Source organism: Rhodococcus wratislaviensis (assembly GCF_900455735.1).
GTDB classification, from domain to species: Bacteria; Actinomycetota; Actinomycetes; order Mycobacteriales; family Mycobacteriaceae; genus Rhodococcus_F; species Rhodococcus_F wratislaviensis.
The window spans coordinates 123,490-142,585 of the sequence record NZ_UAUI01000029.1; the positions used below are offsets into that span (position 1 = coordinate 123,490).

General features: G+C 68.7%; 15 protein-coding genes. 11 read left to right on the forward strand and 4 right to left on the reverse strand.

Annotated features, from left to right (window positions below; all coding sequences use genetic code 11):
• Nucleotides 1-9: 9 nt before the first annotated feature.
• Genes DTA22_RS35310 through DTA22_RS35345 form a run of 8 tightly spaced genes read left to right on the forward strand, consistent with a single transcriptional unit; the run spans nucleotide 10 to nucleotide 9,365 of the window.
• A complete protein-coding gene (locus DTA22_RS35310; RefSeq protein ID WP_112302559.1) occupies nucleotides 10-1,041 on the forward strand; it encodes an ABC transporter permease in 1,032 nt (343 codons plus the stop codon).
• On the forward strand, nucleotides 1,038-2,555 hold the full coding sequence (locus DTA22_RS35315; RefSeq protein WP_112302489.1) for a sugar ABC transporter ATP-binding protein: 1,518 nt from the start codon (nucleotides 1,038-1,040) through the stop codon (nucleotides 2,553-2,555). The genes DTA22_RS35310 and DTA22_RS35315 overlap by 4 nt, the downstream gene beginning before the upstream one ends.
• Entirely contained in the window at nucleotides 2,552-3,577 is a 1,026-nt protein-coding gene (locus DTA22_RS35320) for an ABC transporter permease (protein ID WP_112302490.1), read from the forward strand. Before DTA22_RS35315 ends, DTA22_RS35320 begins: the two co-directional genes overlap by 4 nt.
• A 34-nt stretch (nucleotides 3,578-3,611) precedes the next feature.
• Nucleotides 3,612-4,730 (forward strand): Zn-dependent alcohol dehydrogenase, encoded by a 1,119-nt coding sequence (locus DTA22_RS35325; protein ID WP_112302491.1) that lies wholly within the window; start codon nucleotides 3,612-3,614, stop codon nucleotides 4,728-4,730.
• Nucleotides 4,731-4,746: 16 nt separating this feature from the next.
• Nucleotides 4,747-6,258 carry an aldehyde dehydrogenase family protein gene (locus tag DTA22_RS35330; RefSeq protein WP_112302492.1) on the forward strand — a complete coding sequence of 504 codons (1,512 nt, stop codon included), beginning with the start codon at nucleotides 4,747-4,749 and terminating at the stop codon, nucleotides 6,256-6,258.
• Nucleotides 6,255-7,856, forward strand: coding sequence for a GMC family oxidoreductase (locus tag DTA22_RS35335; protein ID WP_112302493.1), 1,602 nt, complete (start codon nucleotides 6,255-6,257; stop codon nucleotides 7,854-7,856). Before DTA22_RS35330 ends, DTA22_RS35335 begins: the two co-directional genes overlap by 4 nt.
• Before the next feature lie 4 nt (nucleotides 7,857-7,860).
• Entirely contained in the window at nucleotides 7,861-8,352 is a 492-nt protein-coding gene (locus DTA22_RS35340; RefSeq protein ID WP_112302494.1) for a hypothetical protein, read from the forward strand.
• The gene (locus DTA22_RS35345) at nucleotides 8,349-9,365 is read left to right on the forward strand and encodes an aldo/keto reductase (RefSeq protein WP_037225759.1); all 1,017 of its coding nucleotides are present in this window, start codon (nucleotides 8,349-8,351) and stop codon (nucleotides 9,363-9,365) included. The genes DTA22_RS35340 and DTA22_RS35345 overlap by 4 nt, the downstream gene beginning before the upstream one ends.
• A 6-nt stretch (nucleotides 9,366-9,371) precedes the next feature.
• Here the strand turns inward: DTA22_RS35345 and DTA22_RS35350 are convergent, their stop codons facing one another.
• The gene (locus DTA22_RS35350; RefSeq protein ID WP_112302495.1) at nucleotides 9,372-12,869 is read right to left on the reverse strand and encodes a serine/threonine-protein kinase; all 3,498 of its coding nucleotides are present in this window, start codon (nucleotides 12,867-12,869) and stop codon (nucleotides 9,372-9,374) included.
• Between the two features lie 69 nt (nucleotides 12,870-12,938).
• Between DTA22_RS35350 and DTA22_RS35355 the strand changes: the two genes are divergently transcribed.
• A complete protein-coding gene (locus DTA22_RS35355; RefSeq protein ID WP_037225756.1) occupies nucleotides 12,939-13,610 on the forward strand; it encodes a cyclase family protein in 672 nt (223 codons plus the stop codon).
• Between the two features lie 6 nt (nucleotides 13,611-13,616).
• On the opposite strand, the gene DTA22_RS35360 is transcribed toward DTA22_RS35355, so the two are convergent.
• Genes DTA22_RS35360 through shbA form a run of 3 tightly spaced genes read right to left on the reverse strand, consistent with a single transcriptional unit; the run spans nucleotide 13,617 to nucleotide 15,641 of the window.
• On the reverse strand, nucleotides 13,617-13,907 hold the full coding sequence (locus DTA22_RS35360; protein WP_112302560.1) for a MoaD/ThiS family protein: 291 nt from the start codon (nucleotides 13,905-13,907) through the stop codon (nucleotides 13,617-13,619).
• Nucleotides 13,904-15,001, reverse strand: a complete 1,098-nt coding sequence (locus DTA22_RS35365; protein ID WP_037225746.1) for a WD40/YVTN/BNR-like repeat-containing protein — start codon at nucleotides 14,999-15,001, stop codon at nucleotides 13,904-13,906. Before DTA22_RS35365 ends, DTA22_RS35360 begins: the two co-directional genes overlap by 4 nt.
• Before the next feature lie 52 nt (nucleotides 15,002-15,053).
• Nucleotides 15,054-15,641: an RNA polymerase sigma factor ShbA gene (shbA, locus tag DTA22_RS35370; protein WP_009475065.1), complete on the reverse strand. Its 588-nt coding sequence runs from the start codon at nucleotides 15,639-15,641 to the stop codon at nucleotides 15,054-15,056.
• A 169-nt stretch (nucleotides 15,642-15,810) separates the two neighbouring features.
• On the opposite strand from shbA, the gene DTA22_RS35375 reads away from it, so the two are divergent.
• Together DTA22_RS35375 and DTA22_RS35380 are read left to right on the forward strand one after the other, a co-directional pair.
• Nucleotides 15,811-16,998 (forward strand): AAA family ATPase, encoded by a 1,188-nt coding sequence (locus DTA22_RS35375; RefSeq protein ID WP_029539211.1) that lies wholly within the window; start codon nucleotides 15,811-15,813, stop codon nucleotides 16,996-16,998.
• 130 nt (nucleotides 16,999-17,128) lie between these two features.
• On the forward strand, nucleotides 17,129-19,084 hold the full coding sequence (locus DTA22_RS35380) for an aconitate hydratase (RefSeq protein WP_112302561.1): 1,956 nt from the start codon (nucleotides 17,129-17,131) through the stop codon (nucleotides 19,082-19,084).
• The last annotated feature ends 12 nt before the right edge of the window (nucleotides 19,085-19,096 follow it).

The window sequence follows — 19,096 nt, forward strand, 5'->3', positions numbered from 1 at the left end:
GGAGTGACGATGTCGACGACTGAAGTGACCGGGGAGGTGACGACCCCCGCCGAACCCGCCACACCCGTGCGCAGCACGCGACCACGCGTGCGCCGGCTCCTCTCCACCGCCGGCCCGCTCGCCGCCCTGCTGGGACTGTGCGCCGTCTTCGCCGCGCTGGCTCCCGGCTTCGCGACGGCGAGCAACGCGATGGCGATCGTGGAGCAGGCCGCGATTCCCGTGGTCCTCGCGATGGGCGCCACGCTGGTAGTCCTGGTGGGCGGTGTGGACCTGTCGATCGAGGGCGTGATGGCGGCCAGTGGGCTGACGTTCGTCCTGCTCGCAGCGAACAGTGTCAACGGCAACGACCTGGGACTCCTCGCGGTCCTGCTGGCGCTGGGGGTCGGTCTGCTCTTCGGAGTGGTCAACGGCGTGCTGCACGTCGTCGTCCGGGTACCGTCCTTCCTCGTCACTCTGGGTACCTGGTTCGTCGGGCTCGGTGTCGCGACCGTGCTCTTCGGCACCGCCACCCCGCAGCTCGCCGATCCGTCGCTCGCGGCCTGGGCCGGCGGCCACTGGCTCGGGCTTCCCGTCGTCGTGGTGTTCGCACTCGCCGCCGTGGCCGTGACAGTGCTGCTGTGCAAGGGAACCCGGCTCGGCATGCACACCTACGCGATCGGCGGCGACGAGGCGACCAGCCGCCTGGCGGGCGTCCCGGTCGGCCGCACCAAGATCATCCTGTTCGCCGTGGCCGGACTGCTGTCCGGCCTCGGCGGAGTGCTGGCCACCATCCGGCTCGGCGTCGGCGACGTGAGCGTCGGATCGGGCAGCCTCTTCCTCACCCTGTCCGCGGTGGTCGTCGGCGGCACCCTGCTGAGCGGCGGTCGCGGTGGACCCCTGCACTCCCTGGTGGGTGTGCTGCTCCTCGTGGTCCTCGGCAACGGACTTCTCCTGTCGGGCGCCAGCCCGTACATCCAGCAGGGCGCGCAGGGTCTCATCATCGTGGTCGCGGTGATCGCCACCGGGTGGCCCGCCCGCAGCCGATTGAGGGTCGTGAAATGACATCACTCCTGGAACTCCGCAATGTCACGAAGAAATTCGGACCCAACACCGTCCTCGACGACGTGAGCCTGTCCATCGCCCCGAACGAGGTCGTGGGATTGATCGGCGAGAACGGTGCCGGAAAGTCCACGCTGCTCAAGATCCTCGCGGGAGTGCACCGCCAGGACGGCGGCCGGATGGTGCTGGGCGGGCGCGACGTGAGCTTCGGAAGCCCGGCCGACGCCGCCGACCACGGAATCGGGGTCGTGCATCAGGAGCAGTCGCTGCTCCCGAACCTCACCGTCGGCCAGAACCTGATCCTCGGGCACGAGGGTGACACAGCCCGTGCCGGGTTCCTCCGCCGGCGCCGGATCCGGGCCCGCGCCCAGGAAATGTTGTCGGTGGTGGAGTCGACGGTCGATCCGGGCGCGCTCACCGAATCGCTCGGCTTCGCCCAGCGCCAGATGGTGGAGGTGGCGCGGGCCGTCGGCGGCAGGCAGGTGGAACACCCGCCGCTGCTCATCCTCGACGAGCCGACATCGGTGCTCGAACCCGAGGACGTCGAGGTACTCCACCGCCGGGTCACCGCCCTCAAGGAACGCGGTTCCGTCATCTTCGTCTCCCACCGCCTCGACGAGGTCCTCCGCTTCTCCGACCGCGTGTACGTGCTGCGCGACGGCAAAGTGGTCGGCGAGCGGATCGCCTCGGCAGCAACAGAATCCGAGTTGTACCAGCTGATGATCGGGAAGGGTGCGGCCGAGGAGATCTACTCGTCGGAGCGCAAGCAGGCCGTCTCGCGGACGGGCACGCCGACCCTGTCGGTCCGCAACCTCACCTGCGGCGGCAAGGCGAAGGACGTGTCGCTGGACGTCCACGCCGGCGAGATCGTCTCGGTGGTGGGCGTGGTCGACTCCGGGCGCGAGGAGGTGGCCCGCGCCGTCTTCGGTGCCGTCCCCATCGACTCCGGAACCGTCGAGATCGACGGACAGCGGTCGGCCCCGGGATCACCCGCGGACGCCGTGCGGTCCGGTGTCGCGTACGTTCCCGCCGAGCGTCGCGTCGAGGGCATGATCGCGGGAGCGACCGTGGCGCAGAACATTGCGACGGTGCATCCGGTGAAGGCCGGTGGCGGCCGGATCTCCTCCGGTGCCCGGGTGGAGGAGACCGCACGCGGCTGGATCGAGAAACTCGGCATCCGGCCCGCCGACCCGGACGCCGACATCGCGCGACTGTCGGGCGGCAACCAGCAGAAGGCCGTGGTGGCCAAGTGGATCCTCGGCGACGGCCTGAAGGTACTGGTTCTCGACCACCCCACCCGCGGACTCGACATCGGTGCGAAGGAAGACCTCTACGCCCTGTTCCGCGACCTCTCCGACAGGGGAGTGGCGATTCTGGTGCTCGCCGACACCCTCGACGAGGCGATCGGCCTCGGCCACCGCGTGATCGTCATGCGGGATGGCGAGATCACCGGCGCGTTCGACTCGCCGCCCGGAAACCCGCCCAGCAAACTCCAACTCCTCGAGAAGATGATGTGATCGCCGTGGCAACAAGAACTTCCACCGAGAGGACTTCCACCGAGACGCGCGCACCCGAGGGTGCGGCGCAGGCGGTGTCCCGGACGACCCGGGACCGGTTGCGGCTGGCCGGCCCGTCGGTCGTATTGGTCGCGCTCGTCCTCCTCGTAGCGCTCGCCGAACCGAATTTCCTGTCGATGAACGCCCTCGCAGTGGTCTCGGCGCAGGCGGTCCCGATTCTGCTGCTCGGGCTGGGTCAGATGTTCGTCATCCTCACCGGCGGTATCGACCTGTCCGTGGCGGCGCTCGCGTCGCTGGCCACCGTGATCCTGGCGACGGTGATCGGCTCCCTCGGTCCGCTCGCCGTCGTCGTCACCCTCGTGGCACTCACTCTGATCGGCGCGCTGACCGGTCTGTTGATCGTGTTCGGGCAGGTCCCGTCATTCGTCGTCTCGCTGGGGGCGCTGGGGTTCTGGGGTGCGGTGGCGCTCGTGGCCTCGGGGTCGACGACCATCTACATCAGCGAAGGCTACGACGCGATCTTCTGGCTCAGTTCCTGGACGGTGCTCGGTCTCCCCATGGCGGTGTGGGCCGCAGTGGCGGCGGTGGCCGCGGTGTTCGGCGCGATGCGGTTCTCGCCGCGGGGCAACGTCTTTCACCTCGTCGGACTGGGGGAGAAGGCCGCGATGATGAGCGGTGTCCGAACCCGGATCGTCCGGATCGGAGCATTCGCCCTGTCCGGATTCTTCGCGGGCGCCGCGGGTGTCGTATTGTCGGCCCAGCAGCAGAGCGCCGCACCGCAACTCGCGGATTCGCTGCTGCTGCCCGCCATCGCGGCCGTGCTGGTCGGCGGCTGCGCCATCACCGGTGGAATCGGCGGAGCGTGGCGGGTACTCGTCGGCGCCCTGGTGGTCACCGTGCTCCGGGTCGGCGGCTCGGTGGCCGGCATCGACCCCAGTTTCCAGCAGATCGTGTACGGCGCGGTCGTCATCGTCGCGGTCGCCGTGACCCTCGACCGCAGCCGGCTCTCGATCATCAAGTAAGACTCAGTGTGAGTGTGAGATTCGAAGGAGAACGATGAGTACGACGGCACGCGGTGCGGTGATTCACGAAGTGGGCGGCAAGTGGGAGGTCGACGATCTCGTCCTCGCGGAGCCCGGTCCCGGAGAAGTGCGGATCAAGGTGATGGCGTCCGGACTCTGTCACTCCGACGATCACCTCGTCACCGGTGACATCCCCAATACGCTGCCGCTGGTCGGCGGACACGAGGGTGCCGGTGTGATCGACGCGGTCGGACCCGGTGTCACCCGGCTCGCCGTCGGCGATCACGTCGCTACCGCCTACCTCCCGGCCTGCGGAACTTGCGCCTGGTGCGCGCAGGGGATGCAATATATCTGCGACACGGGGGCCGGTATGGAGGCTGGTTTCATGCTCGACGGAACGGCGCGGTTCGCCACGCAGTCAGGGCGGCCGATCGGCGCCATGCAACGCCTCGGCACGTTCGCGAACTACCTCGTCACGTCGCAGGCCCAGGCCGTGAAGATCGACGACGACATCCCGTTCGACGTGGCCTGCCTCGTCTCCTGCGGGGTCGCCACCGGATGGGGCTCCGCCGTGAACGGCGCGGGCGTCCGTCCCCGGGACACGACGATGATCGTCGGTGTCGGCGGTGTGGGGATCAACGCCGTGCAGGGTGCCCACCACGCGGGTGCCGCACACGTCGTCGCCGTCGACCCGGTCGCGTTCAAGCGCGAACGAGCCCTCGAACTCGGCGCCACCCACGCGTACGCGTCGATCGACGAGGCCATGCCGTTCGTCCGCTCGGTCACCAACGGTCAGGGCGCCGACGGCGCCGTCGTCACCGTCGGGGTGGTGGACGGACAGCTGATCGCCGACGCGTTCGGCGCCGTCCGCAAGGAGGGAACCGTCGCGGTCGTGTCGATCGGCCAGAACGAACCCGGGATCCCGATCAGCCCGCTCGAACTGGTGGTCTACGCCAAGCATCTGCGCGGGGTCCTGTTCGGCAACTGCAACCCCACCCGGGACATCCCGGCACTGCTGGACTACTACAAGTCGGGGCGACTGAAGCTGGACGAACTGATCACCCGGCGTTACACCCTGGACCAGGTGAACGACGCATACGTGGACATGCACGCGGGGCTCAACCTGCGTGGTGTCCTGATCCACGAACACTGACGAGGAATTGCCAAAGATGTCGACAGTCGAAGCAACACAGATCCGCAGCTACGGACACTTCATCGGCGGGCGCAGCGTGCCCCCGTCGGAGAACATCATCGAACGGGTCAGCCCGGCCGACGGCCGCGTGGTCGCCACGTTCACCGCGGGCACCCGCGCCGACGCGGCCCTGGCCGTCGCGGTCGCGCGGGAGGCCTTCGACGAGGGCGAGTGGCCGCACTGGACCGCGATGGACCGCGCCCGGGCGCTGCTGCGCTGCGCGGGCCTGATGCGCGAGAACGAGGAACGACTCGCCCGGATCGACGCGGAGGAGTCGGGCAAACCGATCACTCTGGCCCGCGGCGACGTCGGGGCGAGCATCGAGCTGTTCGAGTACGCCGCGGCGCTGGCCATGACGATGCACGGTGAGGCGCACACCGCGCTCGGCGACGACTGCACCGCCATGGTGGTCCGCGAGCCCGCCGGCGTGGTCGGCATGATCATCCCGTGGAACTTCCCGCTGCTCCTGCTCGCGCAGAAGCTGCCGTTCGCGCTCGGCGCGGGCTGCACGGCGGTGGTGAAGCCGTCCGAGTTCACGTCCGGCACTGCCGTCGAGCTGGCCCGGTTGCTCACCGAGGCCGGGGTCCCCGACGGTGTGGTGAACGTGGTGACGGGGGCGGGCGCCGAGGTCGGTGCTCCGCTCGCGGAGAGCAGCCTGATCGACATCCTGTCGTTCACCGGGAGCACCGAGACGGGTAAGCGCATCGTCGAGGCCTCGGCGGGCAGCGTCAAGCGACTGTCGATGGAACTGGGCGGTAAGGCCGCCAGCGTCGTGTTCGACGACGCCGACCTCGACGACGCACTCGACGGCGTCCTGTTCGGTGTGTTCTTCAATCAGGGTGAGTGCTGCGTGTCGGGTGCCCGGCTCCTGGTGCAGGACTCGATCGCGGACGCCTTCCTCGCCCGCCTCGTCGAGGCCGCCGGCCGCATCACGGTGGGCGGACCGCTCGACGACGCGAGCGAACTGGGCCCGATGATCGACGCCGGCCACCTGGAGAAGGTGCTCGGCCACATCGACGCGGCGCGGCGGGACGGTGCCACCGTCCTGACCGGCGGTGGCCGGCTCGGCGGAGAGAACTGGGGGAGCGGGCATTTCGTCGCTCCCACGATCCTCGACGGCGTGGCCGAAGAGTCCGCCGCCTTCCAGGAGGAGATCTTCGGTCCCGTGCTCACCGTCACCCGGTTCAGCGACGTCGACCACGCCATCCGGCTCGCCAACGCCACGGAATACGGACTCGCCGGCTCGATCTGGACCAAGAACATCGACAAGGCGCTGCGGGTGGCGAGGGAGATGCGCAGCGGCCGCGTATGGGTGAACACGACCATCGACGGCGCCCCGCAACTTCCTGCCGGCGGCATGAAGCAGAGCGGGTTCGGCCGCGAGATGGGGCAGGCCGGCTTCGACGAGTTCACCGACGTCAAGACCATTCAGATCCGCACCGGACCACGCAAGCGCGTGTTCCCGAACTGGACCGGAGGCAACCGATGAGTGCCACCTACGACTACGTCATCGCGGGCGGCGGCACCGCGGGCTGTGTGCTGGCCGGACGGCTGACGGAGGATCCGACGGTCCGGGTTCTCCTGCTCGAGGCCGGCGGCAACGACCGGCATCCGTTCATCCACGTGCCCGCAGGATTCGCGAAACTCACTGCGAGCAAGTATGACTGGGGATTCTCGAGCGTTCCACAGAAACACTGCAACGACCGGGTCATTCCCCTCGCTCAGGGCAAGGTCATCGGCGGTGGCGGCTCGATCAACGCCCAGGTGTTCACCCGCGGCGCGCACGAGGACTACGACGAGTGGGCCCTGAAATACGGCTGCGCGGGATGGTCGTTCGAGGAGATCCAGAAGTACTTCCTCCGGTCCGAGGACAACGAACGGCTGTCGGCGCCGTACCACGGCACCGACGGGCCGCTCGGGGTCTCGGATCCTGTCAACCCTCATCCGCTGTCGAAGTCGTTCGTGCAGGCGGGGCAGGAGTTCGGGCTGCCGTTCAACGGCGACTTCAACGGCGAGCACCAGTACGGTGTCGGCCTCTATCAGACGACCACGAAGAACGCCCGCCGGTGCAGCGCCGCGGTCGCGTACCTCGCACCCGCCAGGAAGCGACCCAACCTGACGGTGCGGGAGAACGTCGCCGTGTCGCGGGTGCTGCTCGACGGCGGCCGCGCCACCGGGATCGAGGTGCTCACCGCGCACGGTGTGGAGACGTTCCGCGCGTCCCGCGAGGTGCTGGTCGCCGCGGGCGCGTTCGGATCACCCAAGATCCTGCAGCTGTCGGGGATCGGTCATCCCGAAGACCTTCGCGACGCGAATGTCGAGGTGGCCCATGCCCTTCCCGGTGTCGGCCGGAACCTGCACGACCACTGCGACCTCGACGTCATCTACGAACTCCGCGAATACCAGAGCCTCGACCGCCTGAACCTCGTGCGTCCGGCCACGGCCAAGGCCGGACTCGAGTACGCGGCCTTCCGGCGGGGACCGTTGGCATCGACGGTCGTCGAGGCCGGTGGGTTCAGTTTCGGGCACGCGGGGGAGTCGATCCCGGATCTGCAGTTCCACTTCCTGCCCGCAGCGGGCGTCGAGGCCGGTGTCGCCGCGGTCCGCCCGGGCTACGGCTGCACCCTGAACTCGTACTCGCTGCGGCCCGAGAGCCGGGGCTCGGTGAAGATCAGGTCGAACGACCCCACCGCCCAGCCGCTGATCGACCCGAACTTCCTCGCCACCGACTTCGACCTGGAGTCGAGCATCGAGGGGCTTCGGCAGAGCCGCGAGATCATGGCGCAGTCGTCGATGGCCCGGCACATCAAGGCCGAACATCTGGCAGGCGGTCTGTCGGTGAACACGAAGGACGACTACGTGAAGTTCGTTCGCGCGTACGGCCGCACCTCGTACCACCCGGTCGGCACGTGCGCGATGGGTGTCGGGGACGACGCCGTGGTCTCACCGGAACTGAAGGTGATGGGCATCGAGGGGCTGCGGGTGATCGACTCGTCCGTCATGCCGCGCATCGTCAGTTCCAACACCCAGGCCCCCACGGTGATGATCGCCGAGAAGGCGATCGATCTGATCCGTGGTGAAGGATGACCGGATGACCAATTTTTCCGGACTGACCGAGGACGTGGCCCGCGAGGCGGTCGAGCTGGCTCGGCCGTCGATCGAGAACCTCTCCCACGGATCCCCGGGGCATCTCGTCGTGCTCGGGCCGGGCGTCGCCCCTTCCCCCGATGCGGAGTTGCCCGTCGTCTTCCGCCGCAGCTGGGGTGACGAGAAGGACTGGGCCGGGCCGTACGACGCGATTGCCGAGTCGAAAGCGCGGATCAGCTGGACCACCGGTCTGCCGTCGCATGCCGTGCAGCAGCTGCATCCCTACCTCTACCAGCAGGGTTGGACAAAGTGGGGTGGCAGCGCGGTGGGCGAGGGCGGGCTGGTCGTGGCGTACAGCGGCGACAAGTGGTTCCACGACCAGTTCTATTCGGAGCTCGTCGTCGCGGCGATCAAGGTCGTGTGCCTTCGTGAGATGGACGCCGTGATGCGCGACCCGGGCACTCTGTTCCTCGGCAACGGAAGCGGGAATCCATGAAGGTGAACGACACTCGGACGTTCGGGCGCGCAGGGTTCGACGTGACCCTCCTCGGCTACGGCGGTGCGCCCATCGGCAACATCTTCCGGCCGATCCCCGAGGTGGAGGCCCAGGCTCAGATCGCCGAAGCCTGGGACATGGGGGTGCGTTCGTTCGACACCGCACCCATGTACGGGCACGGACTGTCCGAGCACCGGGTGGGCCATGCTCTGCTGACGAGGGACCGCGACGACTACGTGTTGTCCACGAAGGTGGGGCGCACGTTGACCCCCGCGCCGCGTGGGTCGTTCGACACCGGAATCTGGGTGGACACCCCGCCGTTCCGGGCCGACTTCGACTACTCATACGACGCGGTCCTGCGGCAGGTGGAGGACAGCCTGCAGCGCATGTGCCAGGACAGATTCGACATCCTCTACGTGCACGACGTCGACAAGTACACACACGGCGACGCCCAGCCCGCGCGGTTCGCGGAAGCGCTCGAGGGTGCGTTTCCCGCGCTGATCCGGTTGCGGGAGGAGGGCGTGGTCCGGGCAATCGGCGTCGGGGTCAACGAGGCCGACGTCTGCGTCGATGCCCTCGAACGCGTCGATCTCGACTGCGTCCTGCTCGCGGGGAGATACACACTGCTCGAGCAGGATCCGGTGAAGGACCTGCTGCCGCTCGCGGTGGAGCGGGATGTCGCGATCGTCCTCGGGGGTGTGTTCAATTCGGGCATCCTGGCCACCGGTGCGGTGCCGGGCGCCAAGTTCAACTACCAGCCCGCATCCGAAGAGGTGCTGAGCCGGGTGCGCGACATCGAGAAGGTCTGCGAGCGTCATCGGGTTCCGTTGGCGGCCGCCTCGATTCAGTTCGCGGCCGCGCATCCCGCGGTGCGGGAACTTCTGCTGGGCGCACGGAACTGCGAGCAGTTGCGGCAGAACGCGGCCTGGCTCGAACACCCGATCCCGGCCGAATTCTGGGATGACCTGCGTGCCGCGGGACTGATCCTGGACGGGGCGCCCACGCCGTCCTGACCGCGGTCACATCGTGTACGGAGCGGTCGAGTTCTGTAGCTCCTCGAGAAAGTCGGAGGGCACCGTCGCCCAATCCGGCCGCCATTCTCCGGCCAGCTGATCTGCCCGGAGGTCCGCGACCAGGGCGACGACGAAGGGTCCGCCGTCGGGAAGTACGCGGTGGAGTCCGCGCGCCGCGCAGATCGAGGCGATGGAGGCGAGGGCCTGCTTCGCCTCGTCGTCGCGGCCCGCGGCGGCGAGGCACGCCACCCGGAGGCGCTCGGCCAGCAGGTAGGCGCGGTTGCGGCCGGTGCCGGCCAGCCGGTCGGTCCACTCCTGCGCCCAGGTGCACGCCAGCTCGATGTTCGCGCGCGCCCCGGTGGCGAGCAGCATCCGAATCGCGGTGGTCTCCTCGATCTGCGCGACGATCTCGTCGATGCCCGACACCGGGCGCCGCCGGTCCTCGTGCCGGACCGGGACCGGTGCCCCCAGCGTGGGATGCGGGGTGATGCCGAGCCGCCTCCGTTCGTTCTCGACGCGGGCCCGCAGGCGGGCGAGGGAGTAGGTCTCGGCCACCTCGAGTCCGGCGTGCAGACGTGTCGTCGCCTCCTCGCGGTCGCCCCGCAGCGCCTTGACGTGAGCGCCGGTGACGAACCGGGCGACCTTGAAGTCCACCCCGCCGGTCTCGACGGCGAGGGTGTATCCGTCGTCGAGGAGTCGTTCGGCTTCTTCGACGTCCCCGCGTTCGTAGAGCACCTCACCGAGCAGCGACCCCGCGAGCCGGGCGGACGGCGTTCGCGGACCGCCCAGTTTCCTGGCGGCTCGGCGAGCCCGCCGGAAATGGTCGACGGCGTCGTCGATGTCGAGCTGCTCGTAGGACGCGACACCGAGATAGCTCTGGCCGTGAACGACGTTGTGCGGTCCCTTGTTCCGTTCGTAGTAGGGCTTGCCGACTTCCTGGATCCTGCGCACCTCGGCGAAGTCGAAGCGGTACACGGCGGCGAACGTGATGACGTTGAAAGCGGCGCACACCACCCACGGGGCCATCGCCTCCGGCCGCGCCAGGCAGTCGGCGGCGAGTTCGTCGATCCGGTCGCTGCGGTCGTTGCGCAGTTCGGCCACCGCACGGACGACGCCCGCCTCCGCCCGCAGATCCGCTGTGTCGCTCGCGCTCGCACCGCTGTGTTCGAGCGCCCATTCGGCTCGCTCGAGCGCGCGTTCGGCGGCCATGGTCCGGTTTGCCATCGCGTGCGCCCACGCCGTCGTGACCTGCAGCCGGGCGCTCGCGGCGACAAGAGCCGGTGGCAGCTTGTCGACCACCGCCGACAACGTAGCCGCCTGGGACTGCTCGAGCAGTATCAGTCCGTCGGCCTCGACGAGTTCCACGGCGCGTTGCTCTTCGCCGCCGGCGAGGGCGTGGTCGACGGCCTCGCGGAGCAGGCTGTGGTCGCAGAACCACCGGGACGCGACGCGGTGCAGTTCCCGGACCCGGTCGGGTTGGTCGCGTTCGAGCCGGCGGCGCAGGAACTCGGCGAACAGGGTGTGGTAGCGGAACCACGTTCGCTCGTCGTCGATGTGGCGCAGGAACAGGTCCCGGTCCTCGGCGGCCTCGAGCATCGCCTGCCCGCGCGCGGTGTGTGCGAGGGCGCCGGCGAGGCTGCCGCACGTGCGTTCGGTGATCGAGGTGGCCAGCAGGAAGTCGAGCATCTCGGGTTCGAGGGTGTCGAGGACGTTCTCGGCGAGAAATTCGCCGATCGCGTGGTGCCGCCCGGACAGTCCGGCGATCAACTCCGAGGGGTCCGCTCGTCCGCGCAGCGACAGCGACGCCAGTTGGAGCGCGGCCACCCACCCGTCGGTGGAGTCGCGGAGTTCGGTGACGTCGTCGTTGTCGAGGGGCAGGCCACCGAGGTCGACGAGGAACGACCGGGCCTCGGAATCGTCGAAACGCAGTTCCGAGTAGTCGATTTCGACGAGTTCGTCCTTGACGCGCATGCGGCTCATCGGCAACCCGGCCCTGGTTCGGCTCGTCACCACGACCTGCAGGTGGTGACAACCGTTGTCGAGGAGGAACTCCAGGGCGGCGATCGTCGCGGGCTCGGACACGCGCTGCCAGTCGTCGATGATCAGGGCGATCCGTTCGCCGCTCTCGTGGATCTGGTTGACGAGCGAGGTGAGCACGTAGCGTTCGGCCTCGTCGTCGTGCTCCTCCAGGACCTGGCCGAGTTCCTTGGCCAGGTTGGGACGCACGCGTCGGATCGCCTCGATGAGGTGCGCGACGAACCAGACCACGTTGTCGTCGTCGCTGTCGACGGTGAGCCACGCGACGGCCACGCCCTCGTCGGCGAGGACGTTCCGCCACTGGGCGGCCAGGGTGCTCTTGCCGAACCCGGTGGGGCCGTGGATCACGGTCAGCAGGCGTCGGCGTCCGGCCCGCAGCAGCTCGATCAGCCGTCCCCGCTCCACGAGCTGGCGGGTCGCGGCGGGCGGCCGGAACCGGGTGGCCGGCGCGGGCGGCGGCGTCGACGCGTATCGCGCCCGTCCGGTCGTGGAGGTCCGGAACGGACCGGAGACGGTCGAGACCGATCCGGGCGAGGACTCCTCGAGGTGGTGGACCCCGGCGTCGACGGGCATCGCCATCTCGTCCACCGCCAATCCGTGGTGGCGTTCGACTTCCCGCAGCTCGTCCCCGAACGCGGCGGCGGACGCGGGGCGATCTTCCGGACTACCGGACATCGCCCGCTGGATCACGGCGCTGAGGTCCTCGGGGAAACCCTCGGTCCGCAGGTCCGGGACGGGTTGGGTGGTGATGCGCAGGAACTGCGCGATCACCTCCTCCCCGTTGTGCCGTTCGAAGGCCGCGTGCCCGGTGATCGCGCTGAACAGGGTCGCACCGAGGCTGTACACGTCGGAGGCGGCCGTCGGGGTCCGCCCCGACAGCACCTCGGGGGCGGTGAAGGCGGGGGAGCCGGTGACGGTGCCCGCCGTCGTTTCGAACGCCCCCGACATCCGGGCGATCCCGAAATCGGTGAGCTGCGGTTCGCCGTACTCCGTCAGCAGGATGTTTCCCGGTTTGACGTCGCGGTGGAGGATGCCCACCCGGTGCGCGGTTTCGAGCGCACCGGCAAGTTTCACCCCGATCCGCAGGGCGTCGCTCCAGGGGATGGGCCCGCGCCTGCGGATCTGCGCGTCCAGCGAATCGTGGGGATGGAACTGCATCACGATGTACGGCCGGCCGGCGTCGGTCGTCCCGACCTGCATGATGTTGACGATGTGCGGGTGGCCGCTCAGCCGGCCCATGGCGCGCTGCTCCCGCAGGAACCGTTCGAGGTTCTCCGCATCGAGCGCCGCGGTGAGGACCTTGACCGCCACGGTTCGATCGAGTTCCGGTTGCGCACACCGATAGACCACCCCGAAGCCACCGTGCCCGATCTCCCTGGCATCCTCGAGACCGACTGCGGACAGCTCGGCCGCGAGGGTCTTCGACACCGACTCACGCTGGGTGGCGAGCGGGTCAAAATCGGTCATTCCACCACCTCTTCGCTCGTCATCGAGCATATCGCGGTACGCGTGACCCCGAGGCCGGACAATCGAGCGATGCCACACGTGCGGAAAATCGTGGATCTGTCACACACCATCGGGCCGGGGATGCAGGTGTATCCCGGCGACCCGGTGCCGACGCTGATCCGGCACTGCACCCTCGAGCGCGACGGCTACAACGTGCTGGACGTCAGAATCGGTTCGCAGTCCGGGACACATGTCGACGCCCCGGCGCATCTGAAGGCGGGGGCCGCGACCGTCGACGAGCTGGCACCGGAGCTGTTCGTGGGCCGCGGCGTCGTGTTCGACCTGCGCGAGCTCGTTGCGCGACAGCGGATTACCCGCGAACTGATCATGTCCCGGGCGGACGCCGTCGGGCCGGGCGACATCGCCGTTTTCCATACCGGGTGGTCTCGGCATTACGGAACGGATGCCTATTACACGCATCCGTTCCTGGACCCCGCGGCGTGTGCTCTTCTGCTCGAACGGGGGGTGCGGACGTTCTGCCTCGACGCCCCCAGCATCGACGAGACACCGGCCGGGGAGCACGCCGACGCGGGATACCCGGTGCACCATCTGATCGCGGACGCCGGCGGAGTGATCGGCGAGAATCTGTGCGGGCTCGACCGGATCGACTTCCCGGACCCGCTCGTCAGCCTCCTGCCGATCGCCCTGGAGGCCGGTGACGGGGCGCCCACCCGGGCAGTGGCGATGGAGCTGGCCGAATAGTCCTGCTCACCCGCCGGCCACGGACTGCAGGATCTGCAGTTCCTGCCCGGGCGTCACCTCGGTGCCGACACCGCCGAGGAGCCGGACGTCCTCGCCGTCCACGTAGACGTTGACGTACCGCCGCAGGGCGCCGGTCTCGTCGCGAATCCGGCGGCCGAGAATCGGGAAGTCTCCCGCGAGGACGTCGAGCACGTGGGACACCGTCGAGGCGGTGTCGAGGGGCACGTGCACGGACCGTTCACCACCGACGATCGACGCCAGCGCCCGCGGAACCCGCACGGTGACGCCCTCGCTCACGATGCGATCACCGCGGCCCGCACGCACAGGACGTCGGGCAGGTGCGCCGCGACCGTGCCGAACGAGGCGCCCTCGTCGGCGCTCCCGTAGACCTCGCCGCCGCGCGTGCCGAAATACACCCCGACCGGGTCGGCGGCGTCCACCGCCGCGGCGTCGCGGAGCACCACGTTGTAGTCGCGTTCCGGCAGACCGCTGTCGAGGCGGGTCCAGCTGTTCCCGGCGTCCTCGCTCCGGTAGACGGCCAGCCGGCCGTCGGGTGGGATCCGTTTGCCGTCCGCCTCGATCGGAACGACCCAGATGGTTCCCTCGCGGCGGGGATGGGTGAGCATCACGAACCCGAAGTCCGTCGGCAGTCCGTCCGCGATCGATTTCCACGTGTCGCCGCTGTCGTCGGAGCGGTAGACGCCGTGATGGTTCTGGGCGTACAGCCGGTCGGGGGCGACGGCGTCGCGGGCGATCTTGTGGACGCACTGGCCGAACTCCGGGTTCGGGTCCGGCAGGAAGTAGGCCGTGATCCCGGTGTTGCGCGGCTCCCAGGACGCGCCCCCGTCCGTGGTGCGGTAGACCCCTCCGGTGCTCATCGCGACGTGCACCGTGTTGTCGTCGTGGGGATGAGGTACGACGGAATGTGCTGCGGCGCCGCCGTATCCGGCTCCCCACTCGGGGCGGTGCGGATGGTCCCACAGTCCGCGTTCGAGGTCGAAATGCTCGCCGCCGTCGACCGACCGCCACACCGAGATGGGTTCGCACCCCGCCCACACGACGCCCGGACGGCCGTCCGTGTCGGGCCGGAGCTGCCACACCCGCTCGAGCGCGGCGCCGTCACCGTCGCCGAAGCGGATGGCGCCGTGGTCCGGTTCGGTCCAGGTGGCACCCAGATCGTCGGAGTGCGCGACGGTGGGACCCCAGTGCTCGGACCGGACCCCGACCAGGATGCGGGTGCGCCCACCCCGCGTGTCGATCCCGATACTGGGAATCTCGTTCATGAGGAAATGTGGGCCCGACAGCGACCAGGTGGCGCGGTCGCGGCTGGTGGCCAGCCACAGGCCCTTCTTCGTTCCGATCGCGACCAGGACTGTGTCGGGTGCGCTCATGAATCCATCGGACCACTCGGCCCCGCAGTTGGCAACGACGGAGCGAGAACTCTCAGCGGGCGGGCCCGTGCCCGATCCGCGCCCGCAGGTGGCTCAGTGCCCGGTGCTGGGCGACGCGGACGGCGCCCGGTGTGGTGTCCAGGACCCGTGCCGTCTGCTCGGCCGACATTCCCACGATGACGCGCATGAAGAGGATCTGCTGATGCCGGACCGGAAGGGTCTCGACGAGCTGACCCATCTCGCCGCGCAATTCGCGGCGCAGGACATGATGCTCGGGGCCGTCCTCGACGTCCACCACGTGATGTGCGGCAGCGCCTCGCGCGGTGGTTGGTGCGGACAACCGGGTGGCGCGACGCCGCGCGTCGGACACCTTGTGCGCGGCGATGCCGAAGATGAACGACAGCAACGACTTCCCCTGGTTCTCGTACGTCCGCAGGGAGCTCATCAACGCGAGGCACACATCCTGGGTGACGTCGTCGGCGGTGGCGTGCGGGTGATCCACCGACTCGAGCCGGCTCGTGCAGTAGCGGTGCACGAGGGGGTGCGCGATGCGGAGAACCTCTTCGACAGCGTCTTCGTCGCCCGTCGCGGCGTACGGCGCGAGTCGTTCCAACTCGGCTCTGGCGTCCAATTCGATCATGGTGTTCTCCCTGTTCCTGGTGCTGCATCCAGCCTCGGGGGAACACGCGATCGTCGATAGGCACCGAAGGGTGCTGAAGTCACCACCCCCGCTACGACTTCATAGCGGGATCTAGGACACGCGCTAGATGAGCGCAGATTCGGCAACAGAGGTTGTTACCTTCGTGGCCATGGACCCTGTCCGTAACCCCTATGCGCCCGGCGCGGGGCAACGCCCGCCGGAGCTCGCGGGCCGAACCAGGCAGCTCGACGCGTTCGATGTGGTGCTGGAGCGGATCGCGCGCGGCCGCCCGGAACGCAGTGTGATGCTCACGGGTCTGCGCGGGGTCGGGAAGACGGTTCTGCTGAACCACCTGCGGTCGGCCGCCATCTCGCGGCGGTGGGGCACGGGGAAGATCGAGGCTCGCCCGGATCAGGATCTGCGGAGGCCGCTGTCGTCGGCGTTGCACATGGCGGTTCGGGAGATCGCGGGCTCGCATCGCGACCCCGACCGGGTGGAGGAGTTCCTCGGCGTCCTGAAGTCGTTCGCCCTGCGCGCGACGGCCGACAAGGGTATGCGGGAGCGGTGGCAGCCGGGCATCGACGCCCCCGCCGTGAAGGGGCGCGCCGATTCCGGGGACATCGAGATCGACCTGGTGGAACTGCTGCTCGACGCGTCGTCCCTGGCCCGCGACGTCGGGGTCGGGATCGCACTGTTCATCGACGAGATGCAGGACCTCGGCGCCGCGGACGTCTCGGCGGTGTGCGGGGCGTGCCACGAGCTCAGCCAGGACGCGGCGCCGCTGATCGTGGTCGGAGCCGGACTTCCGCACCTGCCCGCGGTGCTCTCGGCGTCCAAGAGCTATTCGGAGCGGCTGTTCAGCTACCACCGCATCGACCGGCTGGACCGGGTGTCGGCCGATCGGGCATTGATCGCGCCCGCCGAGCGGGAGGACGTCAAGTTCACGGACGAGGCGCTCGACGCGTTGTATGCCGCCGCGGACGGCTACCCCTATTTCGTCCAGGCCTACGGCAAGGCGACGTGGGACGTGGCCGCGGCCAGCCCGATCACCGAGGAGGACGTGCGGGTGGCCGCGCCGACCGCGGAGGAGGAACTCGCGGTCGGGTTCTTCGGATCGCGGTACGAGCGCGCGACGCCTGCCGAGCGGGAGTACATGCGGGCGATGGCTGACCTCTCCGGGGACGACGGACCGGTCGCCACGTCGGCGATCGCCTCCGAGCTCGGCCGCAAACCTGCGTCGCTGTCACCGGCGCGGGACGGGCTGATCAAGAAGGGCCTCATCTATTCGGCCGAGCGCGGATCGATCGGATTCACCGTGCCGCACTTCGGCAAGTATCTCCGCGCGCAGAACGACTAGCGGAATCTAGCTCTCTCTACGAATTTGCCTAGATAGTCGAAGATTGTCCTGTCGAGTGCCGGACCTGTTCCGGGCGCTGGCCCTCGCCGTGGCTCCGGCGCATCCTGGAGGTACGACGAAGGGATCAGCGATGTCGGACACTGTCGCCCGCAAGGTCATCGGTGCACACCTCCTCGACGGCCGGATGGAACCGGGCGAGGAGATCTCGATCCGGATCGACCAGACCCTCACCCAGGACGCCACCGGAACCCTGGTCATGCAGGAACTCGAGGCGCTCCACCTCGATCGCATCAAGACCGAGTTGAGCGCACAGTACGTCGACCACAATCTGCTGCAGACCGACGAGAAGAACGCGGAGGACCACGAGTTCCTCCGCACCGCCGCCCTGCGGTACGGGTTGTGGTTCTCGAAGCCGGGCAACGGGGTCTCCCATCCCACCCACATGCAGCGATTCGGTGTTCCCGGCAAGACCATGGTCGGTTCCGACTCGCACACACCGGCGGCGGGCTCGCTGGGCATGCTCGCGATCGGAGTCGGTGGGCTCGAGGTCGCCATGGCGATCGCGGGTCAGCCCCTGCACCTGCGGATGCCTCAGATTTGGGGTGTGGAGTTGACCGGCAGGCTCCCCGACTGGACTTCGGCGAAGGACGTCATCCTCGAAATGCTCCGCCGCCACGGGGTCAAGGGCGGGCTCAACAGAATCATCGAATACCACGGTGAGGGGCTCGCGACGTTGACGGCGATGGATCGTCACGTGATCGCGAACATGGGCGCCGAACTGGGCGCAACGACGTCCATCTTTCCCGCCGACGACGCCGTCCGCGATTTCCTGCGCGCCGAGGGCAGGGAAGACGACTTCGTGGAACTGCTCGCCGATGCAGGCGCGGAGTACGACGTGCACGAACGCCTCGACCTGTCGGCGATCGAGCCGCTGATCGCGAAACCGTCTTCGCCGGGAAACGTGGTGCCCGTCCGGGAGGTCGCCGGTGAGGACGTCAGCCAGGTGGTGATCGGGTCGTCCGCCAATCCCGGGCTGCGCGACTTCGCGATCGTTGCGGCCATGGTGTCAGGGAGGCAGACCGACCCGAGCGTGAGCTTCGACGTCAATCCGAGTTCGCGGGAGATCCTCTCCGACCTGACCAAGATGGGCGCCACGCTCGAACTCGTCGTGGCGGGCGCGCGAATTCATCAATCCGGCTGCATGGGCTGTATCGGGATGGGCCAGGCGCCGGCGACCGGCCGGAATTCTCTCCGGACGATGCCCCGCAATTTTCCGGGACGCTCGGGCACCCGCGAGGATTCCGTGTGGCTGTGTTCACCCGAGACGGCGGCCGCGTCGGCACTCACCGGGGTGATCACCGACCCGCGGGACTGGGCGGAGAAAGTGGGGATGCCCTACCCGGAGATCACGCTTCCGGACGAGGCCACCGTCAACACGGCCATGCTGGTGGCCCCGCTGCCCGAGGAGGAAGCTCGGCACGTCGAACTCGTGAAGGGGCCCAACATCTCGTCCCTGCCCGAGTTTCCGCCCCTGCCCGACCGCATCGAGGCCCCGGTACTTCTCAAGGTCGGTGACAACATCTCCACCGACGAGATCTCTCCGGCCGGGGCGCGGGCCCTGCCGTTCCGTTCCAACATTCCCAAGCTGTCCCGGTTCACGTTCACCCAGGTGGACGAGACCTATCCGGCGCGCGCGGAGGAGACGGCAAAGACCACCGGGCATTTCATCGTCGGCGGTGACAACTACGGGCAGGGTTCCTCGCGTGAGCACGCCGCGATCACCCCGCGCTACCTGGGGTTGCACGCGGTGATCGCCACCTCGTTCGCCCGCATCCACTGGCAGAACCTCGCCAACTTCGGTGTACTCGCGCTCGAATTCGAGAACCCGGACGATTACGACACGATCCGGCAGGACGACGTGCTGATCCTCGACGGGGTCCGGGAGGCCATTCGTTCCGGCCCCCACCTGACCCTGTTCGACTCGACCCGTGACGTGGAGATCCCGGTGCGTCACCGGCTGTCCCCACGTCAGGTCGACGACGTGCTCGCGGGCGGATTGATTCCACAGCTGGCACGCAGGGAGTGATCAGCCGGTCGC

Coding starts and splice junctions, on each gene's coding strand:
- DTA22_RS35355 (WP_037225756.1), top strand. CDS start 12,939: ATGCCACACGTGCGGAAAATCGTGGATCTGTCACACACCATCGGGCCG.
- DTA22_RS35310 (WP_112302559.1), top strand. CDS start 10: ATGTCGACGACTGAAGTGACCGGGGAGGTGACGACCCCCGCCGAACCC.
- DTA22_RS35330 (WP_112302492.1), top strand. CDS start 4,747: ATGTCGACAGTCGAAGCAACACAGATCCGCAGCTACGGACACTTCATC.
- shbA (WP_009475065.1), bottom strand. CDS start 15,641: ATGATCGAATTGGACGCCAGAGCCGAGTTGGAACGACTCGCGCCGTAC.
- DTA22_RS35315 (WP_112302489.1), top strand. CDS start 1,038: ATGACATCACTCCTGGAACTCCGCAATGTCACGAAGAAATTCGGACCC.
- DTA22_RS35340 (WP_112302494.1), top strand. CDS start 7,861: ATGACCAATTTTTCCGGACTGACCGAGGACGTGGCCCGCGAGGCGGTC.
- DTA22_RS35325 (WP_112302491.1), top strand. CDS start 3,612: ATGAGTACGACGGCACGCGGTGCGGTGATTCACGAAGTGGGCGGCAAG.
- DTA22_RS35375 (WP_029539211.1), top strand. CDS start 15,811: ATGGACCCTGTCCGTAACCCCTATGCGCCCGGCGCGGGGCAACGCCCG.
- DTA22_RS35345 (WP_037225759.1), top strand. CDS start 8,349: ATGAAGGTGAACGACACTCGGACGTTCGGGCGCGCAGGGTTCGACGTG.
- DTA22_RS35365 (WP_037225746.1), bottom strand. CDS start 15,001: ATGAGCGCACCCGACACAGTCCTGGTCGCGATCGGAACGAAGAAGGGC.
- DTA22_RS35335 (WP_112302493.1), top strand. CDS start 6,255: ATGAGTGCCACCTACGACTACGTCATCGCGGGCGGCGGCACCGCGGGC.
- DTA22_RS35350 (WP_112302495.1), bottom strand. CDS start 12,869: ATGACCGATTTTGACCCGCTCGCCACCCAGCGTGAGTCGGTGTCGAAG.
- DTA22_RS35380 (WP_112302561.1), top strand. CDS start 17,129: ATGTCGGACACTGTCGCCCGCAAGGTCATCGGTGCACACCTCCTCGAC.